This window comes from Carboxylicivirga marina (assembly GCF_016612505.1).
Lineage (GTDB): Bacteria > Bacteroidota > Bacteroidia > Bacteroidales > Marinilabiliaceae > Carboxylicivirga > Carboxylicivirga marina.
In genome coordinates this window covers 44,035-63,231 of the sequence record NZ_JAENRR010000020.1, presented here as the reverse complement: position 1 = coordinate 63,231, position 19,197 = coordinate 44,035, and the positions used below count along the sequence as shown (strand labels likewise).

The following is a 19,197-nucleotide window of genomic DNA, read 5'->3' as shown; positions in this document are numbered from 1 at the left end:
GGGTAATAAGCGAAGATTTTGAAATCAGATGCAAATTTTCAGATCGAATAGATATCAAAGTATTTACAGAGATATATGATTAAAATAATAATATTATTTTGTATATAATTTAAATCAATTTTAAATGCGGAGAATTTCATACTTGATGTTTCTAATTTTCGTTATTCAGACAGTAAGATCTCAAGATACAATTGTTTCTTACCTAGATGCTAATTGGAAAAAGACAAAACGGGATAATGCGGTTTACTTCAGGAAAGCCTTCAAGGATGAGACTGATTTATGGCATGTCAAAGATTTTTATATCAATGGCAATATACAAATGTCGGGTTGTTTTACAGACAAAAGATTGAAGAAGAAACAAGGGTATTTTGAATATTTTTATGAAAATGGAACCATCAGGTCTTATGGAAAATACGATAAAAACAAGCGTGAGGGTGAATGGAAGTGGTATAGAAAAGATGGTAGTAAAAGCTCTGAAGAGCGGTATAAAAATAATGAGGTAATACAATTTAAGTTTTGGAATGCCGATGGTAGTCAAGTGATGGAAGAAAGAAAGGTATTTGAACTACCGGAATTTATTGGAGGAGAAAAAGCATTAAAAAGTTATATTTCTGAAAAAATAAAATATCCATCACAGGCAATATTAAGTAATAAAAGTGGTACGGTATATGTCGATTTTGTAATAAATGAAGAGGGGTATGTTGAAGATGCAAAGGTTAAAAATTCTGTTGATATGTTTCTGGACGTGGAAGCATTAAGAGTTATAAATATTATGCCTAGGTGGATACCAGGTAAACATCATAATTTGCCAATAAAGGTTTCTTATACAGTACCAATTTATTTTGTCTTCCAATAAATTTCAACTCAATACGCTAGTATAAAGCATTTGGCGCTCGTGATTATGTGGAAATTATGTGGTGGCTTCGGCGACCACCTTAAAGACCTCGAAGTGATTCTAATAAAGATAAGATAATCCAAAGTGAATCGAACCAAAAACTACATGGATTTGACACCAATATTGACACCTTAAAAATACAAAACCCTGTAAGGGTGATACTTACAGGGCTTGATGTGAACCTGAAGGGACTCGAACCCCTAACCTCTGCGGCCGTAACGCAGTGCTCTATCCAATTAAGCTACAGGTCCAATATGTATTGCTATTTTGTGAACCATTGTTCTCAAATGCGGTGCAAAGAAAGGGTATTTACTTTTAATACGCAAACTAAAAAAGCTGAAAAATTGTAATAAAATCCAATGGTGGCCTGCCTTTGCACTTTGATAGTCTGTAAAAGTATGGGTATGAATTATATGTGTATTCAATAAAGAATAATAAAAAAACGCGCCTCATGAAAGGCGCGTTTATACTTTGTATTTAATAGCCATCTACCAAATGGTAGCTCTGTATTCAGGTGAGATAAATAAAGCTGCTGCTTTATCTAAATTAAAGGCGTCATAAAATTCTTGTAAGTTAGGTAGTGGGCCATTTACACGGTTAATGCCAAGTGAGTGAACATCTGTTTTAGTACGTCGTAAGATTTCCTTATCACGAATATTTTGTGCCCAAACACGTGAATAGCCAAGGAAGAATCTTTGCTCATCGGTGAAACCGTCAATGTCAGCAATATTACCTTTTTCTTTAATGGCATTCTGATAGGCCTGATAAGATATGGCCAGCCCTCCTAAATCGGCGATATTTTCACCTAATGACAATTCGCCATCGGCATATTTTCCCGGCAATACTTCTATTTGATTAAACTGATCAACCAAAATCTGGGTACGACTATTAAAACGTTCTGAGTCTTCATCAGTCCACCAGGTTTGTAGGTTACCATCTTTACCATATAAACGTCCCTGGTCATCAAAGCCATGGGTCATTTCGTGGCCAATAACCACACCAATGGCACCATAATTTACAGCGTCATCACCATCGAGGTAGAAGAATGGTGGTTGAAGGATTGCCGCAGGAAATACCACTTCGTTACCTACCGGACTGTAATAGGCATTAACCGTTTGTGGGGTCATGCGCCATTCGTCTTTATCAACCGCCTTACCAATTTTGCCCATCTCATATGCGAACTCAAAGCGATTGCTGGCTAATACATTATCCAGATACGAAGCAGCATCTATTTTAAGCTCTGTATAATCACGCCATTTATTAGGGTAGCCTATTTTCACTCTGATTGCAGCTAATTTCTCATGCGCTGCTGTTTTGGTTTCATCACTCATCCATTCCAGTTGATCGATGCGCTGGCCAAATGCAATGCGTAGGTTTTCAACCAGATTGTCCATGCGTTCTTTGGCAGCAGGAGGGAAGTACTCTGCAACAAACAGTTGACCTACAGCTTCACCCAAAGCACTGCTTGTACTTTCTAGTATGCGCTTCCAACGTGGTTCCATGGCTTTTTGACCCGATAAGGCTTCACCATAAAAAGCAAAGTTGGCATTCACAAAGTCATCACTCAGGTAGCTTGCTGTTTTACGTATGACAACAGATGACAAGAATGCTTTCCAGGTATCAAGGCTTTCGACCTCATACATAAGGGCTACTTCTTTTATAAAGGTCGGTTGGTTCACATTGATATCACCGGCATTCTCCATGTCGATACCTTTCAGATAGGCTTTCCATGGAAATTGAGGGGCCATTTGGGACAATCCATCAACATCAACTTTGTTATATGTAGCATGTGGGTTACGGTTTTCGAGGCGGGTATTCGATGCTTCGGCTAATTGTGTTTCAAAAGCCATAACGGTTTGTGCCAGCGCTGCAGCATCGTCTTCAGTATTACCGGTCATGGTAAATAACTTCGTTAGATACACGACATATGCTTCACGAAGTTTTACAGATGTTTCATCATCGCTCAGGTAATAATCACGATCTGGCATACCCAGTCCGCTTTGGTAAATACCTGCTATGGTCATTTCACTATTTTTCTGATCGGCCGATGCATAAAAATAAAACAAAGGAGTTAGTTGCAGTCTGGTTAATTCACTGATAAAAGGTGTGATATCTGCTTTTGTCTGAATGTTATTAACCTTGTCAAGCAATGGTTGAATAGGTGTATAGCCAGCCTGGTTAATGACTTCTGTATTCATTCCGGCACCATAAAAATCACCTATTTTTTGCGATAAACTACCTTCGGCTCCTTTTTCAGCTGCTGCTTTTTCAACAATGGTCTTGACCTTTTCTTTACTTTGCTCGGCCAATAAGTCAAAACTGCCAAATCGACTTTTATCATCAGGAAGCGGATGCTGTTTCATCCATCCACCATTGGCATATTGATAGAAATTTTCACCTGGTTTTACCGACAAATCCATGTCATCAGCTGTAAAGACTGGTTTAATCAGTTCTTTCTTTGATTGATTACTTTGGCAAGCTCCAAGAGTTAAACTTGCAGCACATACCAGCATCAAATACTTTTTTTGCATTGATATCTATTTAGTTGTTATTGTTATTTATTCACTTCCCCAATGAAACTCAAAATAAGCCAAAACACATCGAATGGCCAAAGATTATTGTATGATTGATGACATCTTTTTCATGATTCGTATCGATTTATTAGTACTTGTAAAGTTCTTATAAACAAACCCTAAGTGATATTAAGAAAGAAGAAGATTCATTTTTAACATTATTTGAGGAATAAAAGATAAACAAATCTCAATTATCCTTGTTTGTAATTTTGGATTTTGCAATGTCGAGATTGCAATTGGTCAAAAACATTTTGAATAAGAAATTTGTTTTAAAGTCAGTATTTAGATTCGATATAAATAATAATCAGGACGTTTAAGAATATATAAAAGACAAAATAAAGATAAGCATATGTCAACATTTGAGATTTTAATGCCTAAAATGGGCGAGAGTGTCGAAGAAGCAACCATTACTAAATGGTTTGTTTCTGAAGGCGATACTGTTCAGGAAGACGATGTGTTATTAGAGATTGCAACCGATAAAGTTGACTCTGAAATTCCTTCACCTGTTGCCGGTACGATAAAAGAAATTAAGTACGCAACTGATGATGTTGTGGCTGTTGGTTTGCCCGTTGCCGTTATTCTATTAGAAGGAGCTGAAGATTCGGTAGAGGAAACACCTACTGCCTCATCGCCAAGATCAGCACCGACACCTGCAACAACTGATTTACCGGTTGTGGAAGTGGCTGGTACTGATTCAATCAACAAAGATTCGGATCGTTTTTATTCGCCTTTGGTACGCAGCATGGCCAAAGAAGAAGGTATTTCGGCCGGTGAGTTGGAAAAAATTGCCGGATCGGGTAAAGATGGCCGTGTAACAAAAACAGATATGCAAAGTTATATTGCTAATAGAGCTCAGCAAGTAACAACAAAAGCTGCTGTGTCGGCTCCATCTCAAACAGTGTCACCAACTGTAACTCAGGCACCGGCAGCAAAAGAACATAAAGTAAACGTTTCTGTCTCGGCCAATGACGAAATCGTTCAAATGGGACGTATGCGTAAATTGATTGCCGATCACATGGTCATGTCAAAACAAGTTTCACCGCACGTTACGAGTGTGGTAGAGGCCGATGTGACCAACATGGTATTATGGCGTACTAAGATGAAAGATGCTTTTCAGAAGAAGTATGGTGAAAAAATCACCTACATGCCAATCATTACTGAGGCAGTAGCTAAGGCCTTACGCGATTTCCCGGGAGTGAATGCATCTGTTGATGGTGACAACATCATCTTACGTAAAGATGTGAATGTAGGTATGGCTGTATCTTTGCCTTCAGGCGATTTGATTGTGCCGGTAATCAAACATGCGGATCAGAAAAACTTAGTGGGCTTAACTGGTGATGTGAATCGTCTGGCTAATCAGGCGCGTGAAAACAAACTGGCACCGGATGATATTCAGGGAGGTACCTTTACAATTACCAACTTTGGTTCGTTCAAAAACATTATTGGAACCCCTATTATTAATCAACCGCAGGTAGCGATATTGGCAACTGGTTCTATCGAAAAGAAACCTGCTGTTATTGAAACACCAACAGGTGACGTTATAGGTATTCGTCATAAGATGTTCTTGTCCTTATCATATGATCATCGTATTGTTGATGGTGCTTTAGGTGGTGCATTCTTACGTCGTATTGGCGATTACCTGGAAGAATTTGACATTAACAAAGAGTTATAATAAACGAAAAACAGAGAGCTGCACCAAGGCCACTAAAACCTTGCCTGGTGTGGTTTTTATCACACACTTAAAAATTTTAATATGAGTGATATTCCTAAGATACATTCCATAAAAAAGACGGATAAGGAAACCTTATTAAATTGGTACCGCATTCTGTTTTTAGGAAGAACGCTTGATGAAAAAGCACCGAATTATTTAAAGCAGGCTATTGGTTGGTCATACCATGCTCCTGCAGCTGGTCACGATGGTATTCAATTAGCTATTGGTCAGGTTTTTGATCGCAACAAGGATCATTTATTTCCGTACTACCGCGATTTGGTAACCAATGTTTCGGCCGGTTTAACAGCTGAAGAAATAATCTACAATGGTATTTCTAAAGATGCAGATGTAGCTGGTGGCGGACGCCACATGTCTAATCACTTTGCGAAGCCTGAATGGAACATTCATAATGTATCATCCTGTACAGGTAACCACACGCTTCATGCCGTAGGTGTAGCGCGTGCCATTAAAACTTATGAGGCTAAAGGGGTCGCTTTTAGTTCACAGGGCGAGTCGTCTGTTTCTGAAGGTTATGTGTATGAGGCGATTAATGGTGCTTCAAAAGAGCATTTGCCGGTGGTGTTTGTTTTCCAGGATAATGGCTATGGTATTTCAGTGCCAAAGAAAGATCAAACAGCCAACCGAAAGGTTGCTAAAAACTTCGAAGGGTTTAAGAATCTGCGGGTCATGTACTGTAATGGTAAAGATGTGTTTGATTCGATGAATACGATGATGGAAGCCAGTAAGTGGGCCGAAGAAAATCAGAAACCAGTGATTGTTCAGGCCAACTGTGTGCGTATTCATTCGCATAGTAATTCTGACCGTCATGATTTGTATCGTGATGACAATGAGTTGGGTTACGTAAAAGAATACGATCCTTTAGCTAAATATCAGCGCTTGCTGATTCGTTACAACCGGGCTACTGAAGAAGAGCTGAAAGCCATTGAAGAAGATGTGGCAGCAGAGGTGAAGGTGGCACATCGTAAGGGTATGGCAGCTCCACATCCTACGCCAGAATCCATACATGACTTTGTTTTGCCTGAGCCATATGTATCAACTAAATACCCTGATGGAACGCATCAATCCGATGGTGAACCTCAGAAGTTAATCCAGGGCTTAAATGAAACTTTAAAGGCTGAGTTCCGACACAACCCGGATACTTATATTTGGGGTCAAGATATTGCCAATAAAGATAAAGGTGGGATTTTCAATGTGTCGAAAGGCATGCAACAGGAGTTTGGTAAAAAACGTGTGTTTAATGCGCCAATTGCTGAAGACTTTATTATGGGTACAGCCAATGGTATGGTACGATATAATAAAGATATTCGTGTGGTGGTGGAAGGTGCTGAGTTTGCCGATTATTTTTGGCCGGCCATGGAGCAGTTTGTTGAAACAACTCACGAATACTGGCGAACAAAAGGACAATTCTCACCAAATATCACGGTCCGCTTAGCATCGGGCGGTTACATTGGTGGAGGTTTGTATCACTCTCAAAATATCGAAGGTGCATTATCAACATTTCCTGGTGTTCGTATTGTGTATCCGTCTTATGCTGATGATGCGGCAGGCTTGTTACGTACCTGTATGCGTTCTGAAGGAATGACCGTGTTTATGGAACCTAAAGCCTTGTATAACGCACCTAAAGCGGCAACGCCAATTCCTGATGATTTTGAGGTGCCATTTGGTAAAGCTCGTACACGTCGTGAAGGGAAAGATTTAACCATATTTACTTATGGCAACACTACTCACATGAGTGTAGAGGTGGCAGAGCAACTATCAAAAGAGGGCTTTGGTGAAATTGAGGTGATTGATTTACGTTCTTTAATACCATTGGATATCGAGGCTGTCATCGCATCAGTTAAGAAAACATCAAAGGCAATGGTGGTTCATGAAGATAAGGTGTTTGGTGGTTTTGGTGGTGAAGTAGCTGCTCAAATTACATCTGAAGCTTTTGAGTACCTTGATGCCCCGGTCAAACGAGTGGGATCAACTTTTACGCCGGTTGGTTTTAATCGTACATTAGAAGCTGCTGTATTGCCAAATAATGAGCGTATTATGGAAGCTGCTAAAGAGCTATTAGCATACTAAATTAACAATTGCATTATGAAGAAAACAGGTATATTTTATAGTTTCAGGTCGGTTAAAACGGCTCAACAAGTAAAAAAAATTACAAAGTTTTTGGGTGCTGATGTTGAGGCAGTGGATGCTGACATCATGACGGGCGAGGACTTCTTGAAATACACGAATTTTATTTTAGCAGTACCAACCTGGTTTGATGGAGAGCTACCCAATTATTGGGATGAGTTTTTACCTGCCATTGAAGATGAAGATTTAAAAGGTAAAAGCTTTGCTATTTTTGGTGGTGGTGACCAGAAAGGTTACCCTGAAAATTTTGTAGATGGCATTGGTTTAATGGCCAAATTCATTGAAGAACGAAATGGTCAATTAGTTGGTTTTACATCTACCGAAGGCTATGATTTTGAGGGTAGTGTGGCACAACGTGGCGACCAGTTTGTAGGTCTGGCTCTGGATATTGAAAACCAGGCAGCATTGACCAATGAACGCATCGAAAAGTGGGCAGAGACCCTGAAAAAAGAATTTAAGTAAATATTTTATTGCTTGATATAAAAGGGATGGCTAAGCTTTTGGTCATCCTTTTTTTATGTCAGTAGATGAGTAATCAGCACTTTAGTACCGATTGCGATCAACAGCAGTCCGCCAATAAATTCCACTTTCCTTTGAAATATACTTCCCAGCTTTAAGCCGATTGTAAGACCTGCAAATGAAAAAATGAATGTCATTAGTCCAATAATGAAGGCCGAGAATACAATATCCACTTCTAATAAAGAAAATGTAAAGCCAACAGCTAATGCATCGATACTGGTAGCTATGGCTAAACTACAAATCGTGCGCTTGCTATAGATGTTTATACAATGAGCCTGCTCGTGCTGTTGAATGGCATCATAAATCATTTTACCACCAATAAAGCATAGCAAAGCGAAAACTATCCAATGGTCATACCTGCTTATGGCTGCAGCAAAATTTGTCCCGAGGCTCCATCCAATTACTGGCATTAATCCCTGAAATAATGCAAATGTCACGCTAATGCGACTCATTGTTGTCGCATTGAATTGTTTTAGCGACAAACCAGCCGTGATGGATACGGCAAAAGAGTCCATTGCTAATGCGCAGGCAAGAAGTAAAAGCGTTATTAATTCCATTGTTCTTTGTTGGGCTGCGAAAATAGATATTTTAAAATAGATTATAAAACAATGGGGATGTACTTTTTTATTAACAATAATTAAGCGGCTTACAATCACATAAAAAATAGATTTCCTACGACAATGCAGATAATTAAAAATTCATTTTTCGCCAGAAATATGCTTAAATCAAATTGTATATGATAAAAAGTAGTCTTGCGGTAGTGTGATCTGATTAGTCATATTTATAGAGGTAAATTGAACGGTTTACAAATGTACATACATAAATAGAGTAGAGGAGGAGGACTCGAGGTTACACATGTGACATTGCCAATCACATCGACAATTCTTATTTGTAACTAACATCAACAGCTTCAGATGTGATTTATAAATATATGTGACAAATCGCAATAATTTTAATAAGCACCAATTTAAAATATACGTAAAGCTAATATAGGTACATTAATAACAGTATATCAAATATATAAGAGCGTTTAGTGAAGTGATAATTAAAGTCATTCCAATAATGCAGTGTATAAATATGCACACAAGGGTAGTAATCCAATCTTATTACACTTTTAATGCTTGTGTATCATATATTTAGTGTGTTTATGTAAAGTATTTGTTTGAAATAATAGTTACCTTTTATAATCAGGTAGTTATAGGTGAACAAGGTCTGAGATATATATGTAAGCGCCTATGGCTTTCTTAAGTAACAAGCATTCATAGATACTCATAATACTCTATTAAATAGACTCATAATGTGTTTAATGGAAGTGATTGTTTGCCAATTATAAAAGTGTTGTTTAGTTGGTCTATTAAGTGAAGTGTTTTAGCATTAAAATTGCTCAGCTTTTCCATATTTACATTAATTACATTTGTACTGAAGGAAGCTTTTGGTTACATTTGTGTTGCAATCGAAGTTTATACCCATATTTACTTTTGTAACAAATGCATTGTTACATCTGTATGCGAATTGAGAATTGACCAATGTAAACAACAAATCTGCTATGAAAGAACGTATAGAAGCAATAATACAACACGAACGATTAACGCCCTCTCAATTTGCAGATGCCATTGGTGTTCAACGGTCAGGTGTTTCACATATATTATCAGGCAGAAATAAGCCAAGTCTCGATTTCTTAAACAAACTTTTAAACAAGTATCCGCATTATAGTGGCGATTGGTTAATAACCGGACTAGGTAACATGTTGTCGGGTGTGACTAGTACTGCTAAGCCAGCAGAGCAATTAAGTATACCTGATTCGGTTGACAAGCCTAAAAGCAGCTTTAAAATGCCTAAGAAGGTACTTAAAGATGAAGAGCCGGCAGCTTATAAAGCCAATCAATCTAAACCGCAAGAACGGCCTCATTTGGATACTATACAAGCTCCTCAAAAGGCTGTGGAACGTATCGTCGTGTTTTATTCTGATAAAACCTTTAGCGAATACAGGCCGGAATAGCGCTTTTTCATAGGCTTTCAGACATGCTTACTTCCTATAGTCAGGTGAATTAATGTAGCATATGTCTTTGTGTTTAGGGTATTGAAGGCCTGGGTAGCTTCTTAGGCTTAATTCCTAATCGCTTAAGCAAAGTAGCTATGAGTCAATCATTAATTAATGGTTCTAACGGCTGACAAATAAGGCTCTATGCACCCTTATGCGGTTAAAAGAGGCCTAAAGCTGATCTTGTAAACTTCCCTTGTGGTCTCGAATATCTTCTGTGGATAGTGTAAGAACTATAACAATTCAATACTTTTTGGTATCTTTGTCCAATTTTAGGCTGATTACAAATGTAAATAGCTGTTTAGTGCGTAATTAATTACATTATAAAGATACATGAAGAAGTACATCGACGATTTTAAGGTCATCCAGAATGAACGCTTAAATGACGAGTATGTCATCCTCACACTTAAGCACCCGGGCAAGATGCCCGAAATGATGCCGGGGCAATTTGTAGAAGTGCGGGTTGATAACGGTCCTAACACCTTTCTTAGGCGACCTATTTCCATTCATGACGTGGATGTGGAAGCCAATACCATGAAGCTTTTGGTTCAGGAAATTGGCGAAGGCACTCGTTTAATGGGGAAATTAAATGAAGGTGACATTTGTAACTTAGTATATCCCTTAGGAAACTGGTTTTCATTACCTGAGAAACCTCGTGTATTATTGGTAGGTGGTGGATGTGGTATTGCTCCTTTGTTGTACATGGGACGTCACCTGAAGGCCAATGGCTTTAAACCACAATTTTTGCTGGGTGCACGCTCTGAGGATGGCTTAATTGCCTTAGATGCTTTTAGGGAACTGGGTGAAGTGCATACCACCACAGAAGATGGCTCTGTAGGTACAAAAGGTTATGTGATTCATCACCCGGTCATGCGCACGCAAACGCCTGAAATTGATCAGATTTACACATGTGGACCAGAGGCGATGATGAAGGTGGTGGCGAAATACGCTAAAAACAACAATATTAAATGTGAGGTATCACTCGAGAATCATATGGCATGTGGCTTTGGGGCTTGTTTATGCTGTATTGCAGATACTTTAGATGGTCATAAATGTACGTGTACTGACGGACCTGTGTTTGACTCAACTTATTTAAAATGGTAGACTTAAAGATAGATTTAAACGGTTTAGAGTTAAAGAATCCTGTCATGACAGCTTCGGGTACTTTTGGTTATGGCGAAGAGTTTATGGATTTCTTTGATATCAGTTGCCTGGGAGGTGTTTTAGTGAAAGGAACGACTCTGGAGCACCGTGAAGGAAACGCTTATCCTCGTATGGCTGAGACGCCACAAGGGATGCTTAATGCAGTAGGGCTTCAAAATAAAGGTGTTCATTACTTTGCTGAGCATATATACCCACGCATTAAGGACTATGATACACATATGCTGGTTAATGTCTCTGGTTCAACCATTGAGGATTATATAAAGACGGCAGAGGTTGTTAATGAGCTGGATAATATACCTGGTATTGAGCTAAATATCTCTTGTCCGAATGTGAAAGAGGGAGGCATGGCCTTTGGTACCAGTTGTCCATCTGCAGTCTCTGTGGTTGAGGCGGTGCGTCAGGTTTATAAGAAGCACTTGATGGTGAAATTGTCTCCTAATGTGACGAATATTGCTGAAATAGCGGCTGCTGTGGAAGGCGCCGGTGCCGACTCCATCTCATTGATTAATACATTATTGGGCATGGCCATTGATGCCAAGACACGCCGTCCATTATTATCGACCATTACGGGTGGTTTATCAGGCCCTGCAGTAAAGCCAGTGGCATTACGCATGGTTTGGCAGGTGGCACAGGCTGTTAAGGTGCCAATTGTAGGCATGGGAGGCATCATGAACACCACAGATGCCATCGAATTTATGTTAGCGGGTGCTTCGGCTATTCAGGTGGGTACGGCTAACTTTATTGACCCTTGTGTGACAGAAAAGATTGTGAAAGGCCTGGAGGCTTATTGTATCGAAAATGGCTTTGATAAAGTCAGTGATTTAGTTGGTGCAATGGAAGTGTAGGTATTAAAACGATAGATAAAGGAGCCCGTCTTTTTGGCGGGCTTTATTATTTCCCAAGCTGTCACATGTGTAAACCGGGAGTATTATTACATATGTAACATTGCAGATGATTATTAACTGTAGGCCTAAGGCATCACGTATTGCGCATTACACCTATACCTATTATTCTTGTAACTTATACTTGGTTAGGCCTTATTAGGCACCGAAATTGTTACACGAATAGAGCATAAACATCAAGAGCAATGTATTATTAGGCCTTATTAGTTTAAAAAACGGGTATAAAAAAAGCCCCGTTTAACGGAGCTTTCGATTGGTGACTCAGCAGGGATTCGAACCCTGGACCCACGCCTTAAAAGGGCGTTGCTCTACCAGCTGAGCTACTGAGTCATCCTTTTTTGCTTTTGCGCTTGCAAATATAGAGTATATCTACTTTCTGTACAAATAAAAAACGTCATATAATCTCAAATAATCAAGAATTGATTTAGCCACTGGACCTTAGCGTAGTGTTTTTTCTGGCGCTTATATTCATAATTGGCTTAAACGATTGTCGAATAAGGCTCCAGCGCTGTGGGTATTGCTCAAATAACTGAAGAATACGTACGCGATTTTTGCGTAAGGCATCGCTTATGGCTGGTGCGGTAATGGGTTTATCCATATTGGAGCCTACATCGGCACTGGTAATGCTTTGCCCTTGCTGCTTCACTCGTATGGCTGCATTTTCTAATCTGTCGAGTAAGAGCATGGTTTTGCTACTACGATTAATCAATTGATTGTTATGGTCGATTATTGGCACCTTCACTTTGGGTTCATCAATAATCAGGTAGGATTCTTCAATGAGTACTTCGTCACCCGGGATTACTGCTAGTAAGTTACATATGTAATGTATACACATGTCAATTGAACTTTTGGCCTGCTCAAAGCTGACATCTGAATGTAGTAGCTTGTTCTGTGCAGCTTCTGATATAACATAATTAATAGCGTCTCTTTGGCTTATTTCTGCTAAGTATGTATTCAGCCAGGATATTTTCCAGTTTGTTTGTTGCTCTTTTAAGGAATTAGCCTCTATATGTCTGGATTTCAGAATAGAGATGGTCTGCTTTCGGAATTGCTCATTGGCCTGATTAGCGGCAAAAAACTCATTTATGGTGATGCTTGCAAACTGACTGGCCATTTTTCCAATGATGGCTTTATGGCTGGGTTCTAATTGTGTATTGCTATCACTCAATCCAAAATTACTGCAGTCATTTCTAAAAAATAAATACGATAATATGGGCGTCTGCGCTGTCTGTATACGAATAAGCAAAATCAGATACTCTGATTCAGAGAATAAATTAAGCTGGTTAATACTTAAGTTATCGCGATTGATAAAAGGCAATAGTTCTGCCCTTAACCACTGATGGCTAATTTTTTCACTTGATATGTGTTGCAATTGCTTGCTTACATCTTGTGTTATTTGAAAAGGCATGGATGTATTATTCGAAAATCGTTGCCACTCAATACCTTCAAACGCCTGTGTGTTTTCTGCAATATAAAAGGTTATAATCCGATCAACACCATCCATAAATGCTTGCCACTGCTGCATCATATAGATGGCAGGGTGTACTTGCTGTGGCTTAGGCGTGGGATGTGGCATGTGTTAATCAGGTATGTATTAAGCAAAAGTATTAAAAATTAAGCAAATAATTAAGTAAAAATTAAGCAAATACTTAAGGTTTAAGTCATTGTTAAGTTGACTGAATTAGCTTAATAAGTTTTTAATGTATTGATACATAGTAGATATTTGTATTGGTGATTGAGTAATTAGAATTTCAATCATTCGTAATTTACTCATTTCTTAAGCATAAATTTAAGTGACTATGGAAACCTACTCTCAATTTATCGAACAATTAGCCGAATGGTTTATGCAACTGTTTTTTGATCCTGCTTATCACTTTACTTCTGATGACAAGCCTAAAAAAGGTAAGAAGCGAAAAGTGGAAACGCTTATGAATTGGTTAAAAAAACAGGGAGAGAAGGTTAAAGCACCAATGCACTCCAAAATACAGGATAGTGTGAGTAATCAACTGTTGTCTATCAAACAACAGGCATATCAATTCGTATCGGGTCTCCGTGGTTTCTTATCGATGCAGGAAGCACTGGTTCAATGGATACATTAAAAAAGCCATCTGCGAATGCAAATGGCTCAAATGTCAAGTACCAGACTTTAATTAAAAATATCTTGCTCACCTATATATCCTTCTTGAATGACAGTCATTTTAATATTCTGACTATTAACAATGCTTGCTTGAAGTAATATCGCCGGTACCAGGCGTTTGCCATTATTGACGGTAATGTGCATGTTTGAAGGGGCTTCACCATCAGAAATCTTAATGGCGGCGTTGGCTGCCGCAAAAGCCAATGATTCAATGGGTTTATAAATGGTAATGGTCTGATAGCCGGCGACAATATTCCTAACTGCTTGAATATCGGCATCCTGACCAGCAAGTAATACTCGCCCATCTTTTTTGTGTTCTTTAAGCGCGGCAATGGCTCCGGAAGCTAAGGCATCGTTACCGCAAATAATGGCATCCACTTCGTTCTTATCTTTCAAATACTGGCTAAGTATACGGTAGGCTTCATCGGGTAACCAAAACTCACTGAATTCATCCAGAACCACATTAATATCGCCTTTATCAATCAGAGGTTGTAATACGTTCATCCACCCCAAATGAAGTAAGTAGGCATTGTAATCGCTGGTCGGACCACTTATTAGCACATAATTACCTTGTGGGGAAATTTTTGTAAGGTAATTGGCCTGTAGTTCACCAATATTAATGTTATCGGTCGACACATAATAATCCAGGTTGCAATTTTTAATCAGGCGGTCATACGAAATAACCGGCACAAAGCTTTGATGGGCAAGCTTGACAATTTCACCTGCTTTTTCAAGATCAACCGGCACTACAACCAGTACATCTACGCCCTCATCGATCATTTGCCGGGCTTGTTCCAATTGTTTATCCGGATCGGAGTCGGCAACAGCAATGACCGCAACACCACCCAGCTCTTTCACTTTCTCTTCAAAAAGGGCCTTGTCCTTATTCCAACGCTCTATTTCCAGACTATCCATTAAAAAACCAATGCGGGGCTTCATATCACACGAAGCCAATACAGCTATGGCAACAAAGCACAATATTGATAGAACTTGCGCACTACGTCTAATGAAGGATTTTGCGGTTCCGCTAATTTGAAGGGCCATATCTTGCTTATTGATTGTGGCAGGCACGGTATTAATGTTATTCGTTTGCATTTTGACGACTCTTTTCATACCGGATATTTTTGAGGTGGATAAATTTGTATTTAATTTACAAAAAATGAATTCCAAAGTAAAGACTGTTGTTCAATTATCATTGGTCTGATAAAAACATTTGGAATTTTCCTGGATGAATGAATCCGGCAGGCTATTAATTAATACGAAGTTTTTTAAGCATAGAATAAATTAAGATGAAGATTAATAATACCCATTACCGTACTGTTTGGTATGATACTGCTAAGCATGTGGTTTCAATGATTGATCAGATAAAACTACCATTTGAATTTGAAATTGTAGAACTTAAAAATTATAAAGAAACAGCAGAAGCCATTCGCAACATGACGGTTCGTGGAGCGGGGGCTATTGGTGCTACAGCGGGTTTTGCCATGGCCCAGGCTTTTGTTTCATGCAGTAACACCGACGAGCTTAAAGCAGCCAAAGCATTTATTGAAGCCACTCGGCCAACGGCTGTGAATTTGTTTTATGCCACTCAAAAGGTTTTTGAGGCCGGCCAAAAAGGTGTTGGTGATGCCATCGAAATGGCTCAAAACATAGCCGATGAGGATGCTGAGTTTTGCCGATTAATAGGTGAGCATGGTAATCAACTGATTCAAAAGGATAATAAAATACTAACGCATTGTAATGCTGGTTGGCTGGCTTTTGTGGATTATGGCTCAGCCTTATCGCCAATTTACGCGGCCCATAAAGCGGGCAAAAATCCTTTTGTTTATGTTGATGAAACCAGACCACGTGGTCAGGGGGCCCGATTAACGGCATTTGAATTATTTCACAATGAGGTTGAACATCGTGTGATAGCAGATAATGCAGCTGGTTTTTACATGTCTAAAAAGCAAGTGGACATGGTGATCACCGGAGCTGATCGTATCACTGCCAATGGCGATGTCGCCAATAAAATTGGCACGCTGGAAAAGGCCATATTAGCCAGGGAGTTTGATATCCCCTTTTATGTGGCAGCTCCGTTTAGCACCTTTGATTTTGATACTTCCTGTGGTGATGATATTATCATTGAAGAACGTGGCGATGAGGAGTTATTGTGCCACGAGGGCTTAGATGAAAAGAACAACTTATGCACCATCCGTATGGCTTCGCCAGGCTCAAAGGGTTTAAATCCGGCTTTTGATGTGACACCTGCCAAATATATCACTGCTTTTATTACAGATAGAGGCATTATTAAGCCATCTGAATTAAAAAATTATCGCTAGTCGTGCGAAAAGTCATGTATGAGCATGACTTTATATGACAAACTATCAAAAAAATAGGGATTGTAATTTTGATTTAAATTATATATCCCTATTTTTGCAATGGATTCACTCATTCGTGACCAATTATATGATGATTTACAATTCTGCAAATATTACCATTACTTCTACTATCACCCCTTGGGGGGTATAGTCTTTTCATATCATCAGGTCAAATCGTATTGTTTTTTATTTTAAATGCCATGTTTAGTTAAAGTGCTGAATGTGTCGTATTTTATTCATAAAGTCGTCAAATCCATTCATGCAAGCTATATTGAGTCAAGGGTACTTTATATTATAGTTGCTTGAATTTGAAAGAATAAGCATATGAAGGTTTTAAAGTTTGGTGGAACTTCAATGGGTAGTGCCATTGCTATTAAAAAAGTTAAACACATTGTAGAAAGCTGTCACACGCCGGTTGTAGCGGTGGTTTCAGCAGTAGGCGGTGTTACCGATAAGCTGGTTAAGGCTTCGGAATTGGCCAAGGCTAATCTGGATTACTCCAAATTAATTACAGAAATTGAAACTTTGCATGGGCAAATTATCAATGACCTTTTTGATGGCAAAGGGCAAGCGAAATTGTCTGCATCCATGTCTGATATTTGGAAAGAGTTGCATCAGGTCTTAAAAGGTGTTAGCCTGACCAATGAATTAAGTACCAGAAGTTATGATACAATTGTTGGTTGTGGCGAGCGTTGGTCTTCACTCATCTTAAGTCACTTGTTGGAGTCGGGCGATTTGTATGATAGTCGCTTGTTTATAAAAACAGAATTAAACGGACAAGGGCATCAGGTGAAGCTTAATGAAACCATGCAGGCCATTGGTGAACTAAAATTCTCACTTAAAGAACGCACTGTATTTCCGGGTTTTATTGCGTCTAATGATGCAGGCGATAATACGACTTTAGGACGTGGTGGTTCTGATTATTCGGCTGCTCTGTTGGCCGCTGGTCTGGATGCCGATGCGCTGGAAATATGGACCGATGTGGATGGTTTTATGTCGGCCGACCCGCGTGTCATTAAACGGGCCTATTGCATCGAGCATCTGAGTTATGCTGAGGCGATGGAACTCTCTCATTTTGGTGCCAAAGTCATTTATCCGCCAACCATCATTCCAGCTTTACAAAAGCAAATTCCTATTCGTGTAAAAAACACCTTTAACACAGCTGCACCTGGTACTTTAATTGATAACCAGAAAGATGAACAACAGAGTGTTAAAGGCCTGTCATCGATTCGAGATGTGTCGTTATTGACCTTGCAAGGTAATGGCATGATTGGCATTTCGGGTATCTCAATGCGTATGTTTACCGCACTGGCTAAGCAAGATATTAATATCGTATTGATATCCCAGGCTTCCAGCGAAAGTAGTATCAGTGTTGTGTTGGCGTCTGCTGATGTGGAGTTGGCACGCCTGGCTCTGATAAAGGAGTTTGATAAGGAAATTAGCCGCCAACAGATTAACGGCGTAAGCGTGGAGAAAGAAATGGCTGTGGTGGCCATTGTGGGTGAAGGCATGAAGCATACTTCGGGTGTGTCTGGCAAGTTATTTAACGATGTCGGACGTAATGGTATTAATATTTATGCCATTGCACAGGGGGCTTCTGAGTTGAATATCTCCTTTGTCATTCATGAAAATGACCTGCGAAAAACCTTAAACGTGGTACACGAAGCGTTTTTCTTAAGTCAGTACCAGGCCATTCACTTATACCAGGTTGGTGTAGGTACGGTGGGCAAAAATTTACTGGAGAAGATCGAGCGTCAGTCTGAACGGCTAATGAAGACGGAGCACTTAAGTATCCGACTGGCCGGATTGGCTAACTCAAGTCAGATGATTTTTAACGACAGAGGCCTGGAGCTGGAGTCGGCCATTGATGTACTCAAAGCATCCAGTCCGGCTACCATCGATCAGTTTGTGGAGCAGATTATTGCCAATAACCATTCCAATAGTGTCTTTGTCGACTGTACGGCCAGTGGCTTGGTGGCTGAGAAGTATCAGCGCTTGCTCGAAAATAATATATCGGTGGTAACGGCTAATAAGATAGCTGGTTCATCGGCTTATGAGCGCTACGATAAACTAAAAACAACAGCACGAAAAAAAGGCGTCAAATACCTTTTCGAAACCAATGTAGGAGCAGGGCTGCCGATTATCAATACCATCAATAGCATGGTGAAGAGTGGTGACCGTATCTTACAACTCGAAGCTGTCTTATCAGGTACTTTAAATTATATCGTTAACAATGTGAGTGCCGATAAACCCTTGTCGGAGGTGGTCATTGAGGCCAAAGAGAAAGGCTATAGCGAGCCGGATCCCCGTATTGATTTGGGAGGTACCGATGTGTTGCGTAAATTATTGATTCTGGCACGTGAGAGTGACTATGCACTGGAAGAGCAGCATGTTGAAATTACGCCCTTTGTGCCGAAAGACTTTTTTACAGATGAATCGGTTAGTGATTTTATCGAACACTTAAAAGGCTACGATGCACAGTTTGAACAAATCCGAAGCGAGGCTGAGAAAAATGGCAAGGTGATTCGTTATGCGGCATCATTGAAAGAAGGACGGGCGAAAGTGGGCTTTATTGAAGTAGATGCCAGTCATCCGTTTTACAATCTGGCCGATAGTAATAATAAAGTGATTCTTCGCTCTGATTATTATTACGATCACCCGATGGAAATAAAAGGCTATGGTGCTGGTGCTGATGTAACAGCTGCCGGTGTATTTGCCGATATTATCAAAGTTGTTAACCTTTAATCCTA

General features: G+C 39.5%; 14 protein-coding genes and 2 tRNA genes. 10 read left to right on the top strand and 6 right to left on the bottom strand.

Translation table 11 applies throughout. The features are described from left to right. Positions 1-124 precede the first annotated feature (124 nt). Positions 125-856, top strand: coding sequence for an energy transducer TonB (locus JIV24_RS10255; protein WP_200464938.1), 732 nt, complete (start codon positions 125-127; stop codon positions 854-856). 216 nt (positions 857-1,072) lie between these two features. On the opposite strand, the gene JIV24_RS10250 is transcribed toward JIV24_RS10255, so the two are convergent. After that, positions 1,073-1,146, bottom strand: a tRNA-Arg gene (locus JIV24_RS10250). Between the two features lie 237 nt (positions 1,147-1,383). Further along, positions 1,384-3,426, bottom strand: coding sequence for a M13 family metallopeptidase (locus tag JIV24_RS10245; protein ID WP_234445783.1), 2,043 nt, complete (start codon positions 3,424-3,426; stop codon positions 1,384-1,386). Positions 3,427-3,817: 391 nt separating this feature from the next. Here JIV24_RS10245 and JIV24_RS10240 point away from each other — a divergent pair, with 391 nt between their 5' ends. The 3 genes from JIV24_RS10240 to JIV24_RS10230 all read left to right on the top strand — a co-directional run bounded on the left by JIV24_RS10240 (position 3,818) and on the right by JIV24_RS10230 (position 7,786). Further along, the gene (locus JIV24_RS10240) at positions 3,818-5,140 is read left to right on the top strand and encodes a dihydrolipoamide acetyltransferase family protein (RefSeq protein WP_200464937.1); all 1,323 of its coding nucleotides are present in this window, start codon (positions 3,818-3,820) and stop codon (positions 5,138-5,140) included. An 81-nt stretch (positions 5,141-5,221) separates the two neighbouring features. After that, the gene (locus JIV24_RS10235) at positions 5,222-7,267 is read left to right on the top strand and encodes an alpha-ketoacid dehydrogenase subunit alpha/beta (RefSeq protein ID WP_200464936.1); all 2,046 of its coding nucleotides are present in this window, start codon (positions 5,222-5,224) and stop codon (positions 7,265-7,267) included. 15 nt (positions 7,268-7,282) lie between these two features. Continuing rightward, a complete protein-coding gene (locus JIV24_RS10230; RefSeq protein WP_200464935.1) occupies positions 7,283-7,786 on the top strand; it encodes a flavodoxin in 504 nt (167 codons plus the stop codon). A 53-nt stretch (positions 7,787-7,839) separates the two neighbouring features. Here the strand turns inward: JIV24_RS10230 and JIV24_RS10225 are convergent, their stop codons facing one another. Then, a complete protein-coding gene (locus JIV24_RS10225; RefSeq protein WP_200464934.1) occupies positions 7,840-8,400 on the bottom strand; it encodes a manganese efflux pump MntP in 561 nt (186 codons plus the stop codon). A gap of 989 nt (positions 8,401-9,389) precedes the next feature. Between JIV24_RS10225 and JIV24_RS10220 the strand changes: the two genes are divergently transcribed. The 3 genes from JIV24_RS10220 (at position 9,390) to JIV24_RS10210 (ending at position 11,893) form a co-directional block, all read left to right on the top strand. Then, entirely contained in the window at positions 9,390-9,842 is a 453-nt protein-coding gene (locus JIV24_RS10220; RefSeq protein ID WP_200464933.1) for a helix-turn-helix domain-containing protein, read from the top strand. 375 nt (positions 9,843-10,217) lie between these two features. After that, a complete protein-coding gene (locus JIV24_RS10215) occupies positions 10,218-10,988 on the top strand; it encodes a dihydroorotate dehydrogenase electron transfer subunit (RefSeq protein WP_200464932.1) in 771 nt (256 codons plus the stop codon). Then, complete coding sequence (locus JIV24_RS10210; protein ID WP_200464931.1) at positions 10,982-11,893, top strand: dihydroorotate dehydrogenase; 912 nt, start codon at positions 10,982-10,984, stop codon at positions 11,891-11,893. Before JIV24_RS10215 ends, JIV24_RS10210 begins: the two co-directional genes overlap by 7 nt. Positions 11,894-12,204: 311 nt before the next feature. Here JIV24_RS10210 and JIV24_RS10205 read toward each other — a convergent pair. Both JIV24_RS10205 and JIV24_RS10200 read right to left on the bottom strand, forming a co-directional pair. Beyond that, positions 12,205-12,280, bottom strand: a tRNA-Lys gene (locus JIV24_RS10205). A 94-nt stretch (positions 12,281-12,374) separates the two neighbouring features. Continuing rightward, entirely contained in the window at positions 12,375-13,526 is a 1,152-nt protein-coding gene (locus tag JIV24_RS10200; RefSeq protein WP_200464930.1) for a hypothetical protein, read from the bottom strand. A 223-nt stretch (positions 13,527-13,749) separates the two neighbouring features. Here JIV24_RS10200 and JIV24_RS10195 point away from each other — a divergent pair, with 223 nt between their 5' ends. Continuing rightward, a complete protein-coding gene (locus JIV24_RS10195) occupies positions 13,750-14,049 on the top strand; it encodes a hypothetical protein (RefSeq protein ID WP_200464929.1) in 300 nt (99 codons plus the stop codon). Between the two features lie 47 nt (positions 14,050-14,096). Here the strand turns inward: JIV24_RS10195 and JIV24_RS10190 are convergent, their stop codons facing one another. Further along, the gene (locus JIV24_RS10190; RefSeq protein WP_234445782.1) at positions 14,097-15,200 is read right to left on the bottom strand and encodes a substrate-binding domain-containing protein; all 1,104 of its coding nucleotides are present in this window, start codon (positions 15,198-15,200) and stop codon (positions 14,097-14,099) included. A 176-nt stretch (positions 15,201-15,376) separates the two neighbouring features. Between JIV24_RS10190 and mtnA the strand changes: the two genes are divergently transcribed. Together mtnA and thrA are read left to right on the top strand one after the other, a co-directional pair. After that, complete coding sequence (gene mtnA, locus JIV24_RS10185; RefSeq protein ID WP_200464928.1) at positions 15,377-16,408, top strand: S-methyl-5-thioribose-1-phosphate isomerase; 1,032 nt, start codon at positions 15,377-15,379, stop codon at positions 16,406-16,408. A gap of 363 nt (positions 16,409-16,771) precedes the next feature. Continuing rightward, entirely contained in the window at positions 16,772-19,192 is a 2,421-nt protein-coding gene (gene thrA, locus JIV24_RS10180) for a bifunctional aspartate kinase/homoserine dehydrogenase I (RefSeq protein ID WP_200464927.1), read from the top strand. Positions 19,193-19,197: the final 5 nt, after the last annotated feature.

Excerpts from the sequence above, each read along its gene's own strand:
- JIV24_RS10255 (WP_200464938.1), top strand. The coding sequence starts at position 125 with ATGCGGAGAATTTCATACTTGATGTTTCTAATTTTCGTTATTCAGACA.
- JIV24_RS10245 (WP_234445783.1), bottom strand. The coding sequence starts at position 3,426 with ATGCAAAAAAAGTATTTGATGCTGGTATGTGCTGCAAGTTTAACTCTT.
- JIV24_RS10240 (WP_200464937.1), top strand. The coding sequence starts at position 3,818 with ATGTCAACATTTGAGATTTTAATGCCTAAAATGGGCGAGAGTGTCGAA.
- JIV24_RS10235 (WP_200464936.1), top strand. The coding sequence starts at position 5,222 with ATGAGTGATATTCCTAAGATACATTCCATAAAAAAGACGGATAAGGAA.
- JIV24_RS10230 (WP_200464935.1), top strand. The coding sequence starts at position 7,283 with ATGAAGAAAACAGGTATATTTTATAGTTTCAGGTCGGTTAAAACGGCT.
- JIV24_RS10225 (WP_200464934.1), bottom strand. The coding sequence starts at position 8,400 with ATGGAATTAATAACGCTTTTACTTCTTGCCTGCGCATTAGCAATGGAC.
- JIV24_RS10220 (WP_200464933.1), top strand. The coding sequence starts at position 9,390 with ATGAAAGAACGTATAGAAGCAATAATACAACACGAACGATTAACGCCC.
- JIV24_RS10215 (WP_200464932.1), top strand. The coding sequence starts at position 10,218 with ATGAAGAAGTACATCGACGATTTTAAGGTCATCCAGAATGAACGCTTA.
- JIV24_RS10210 (WP_200464931.1), top strand. The coding sequence starts at position 10,982 with ATGGTAGACTTAAAGATAGATTTAAACGGTTTAGAGTTAAAGAATCCT.
- JIV24_RS10200 (WP_200464930.1), bottom strand. The coding sequence starts at position 13,526 with ATGCCACATCCCACGCCTAAGCCACAGCAAGTACACCCTGCCATCTAT.
- JIV24_RS10195 (WP_200464929.1), top strand. The coding sequence starts at position 13,750 with ATGGAAACCTACTCTCAATTTATCGAACAATTAGCCGAATGGTTTATG.
- JIV24_RS10190 (WP_234445782.1), bottom strand. The coding sequence starts at position 15,200 with ATGAAAAGAGTCGTCAAAATGCAAACGAATAACATTAATACCGTGCCT.
- mtnA (WP_200464928.1), top strand. The coding sequence starts at position 15,377 with ATGAAGATTAATAATACCCATTACCGTACTGTTTGGTATGATACTGCT.
- thrA (WP_200464927.1), top strand. The coding sequence starts at position 16,772 with ATGAAGGTTTTAAAGTTTGGTGGAACTTCAATGGGTAGTGCCATTGCT.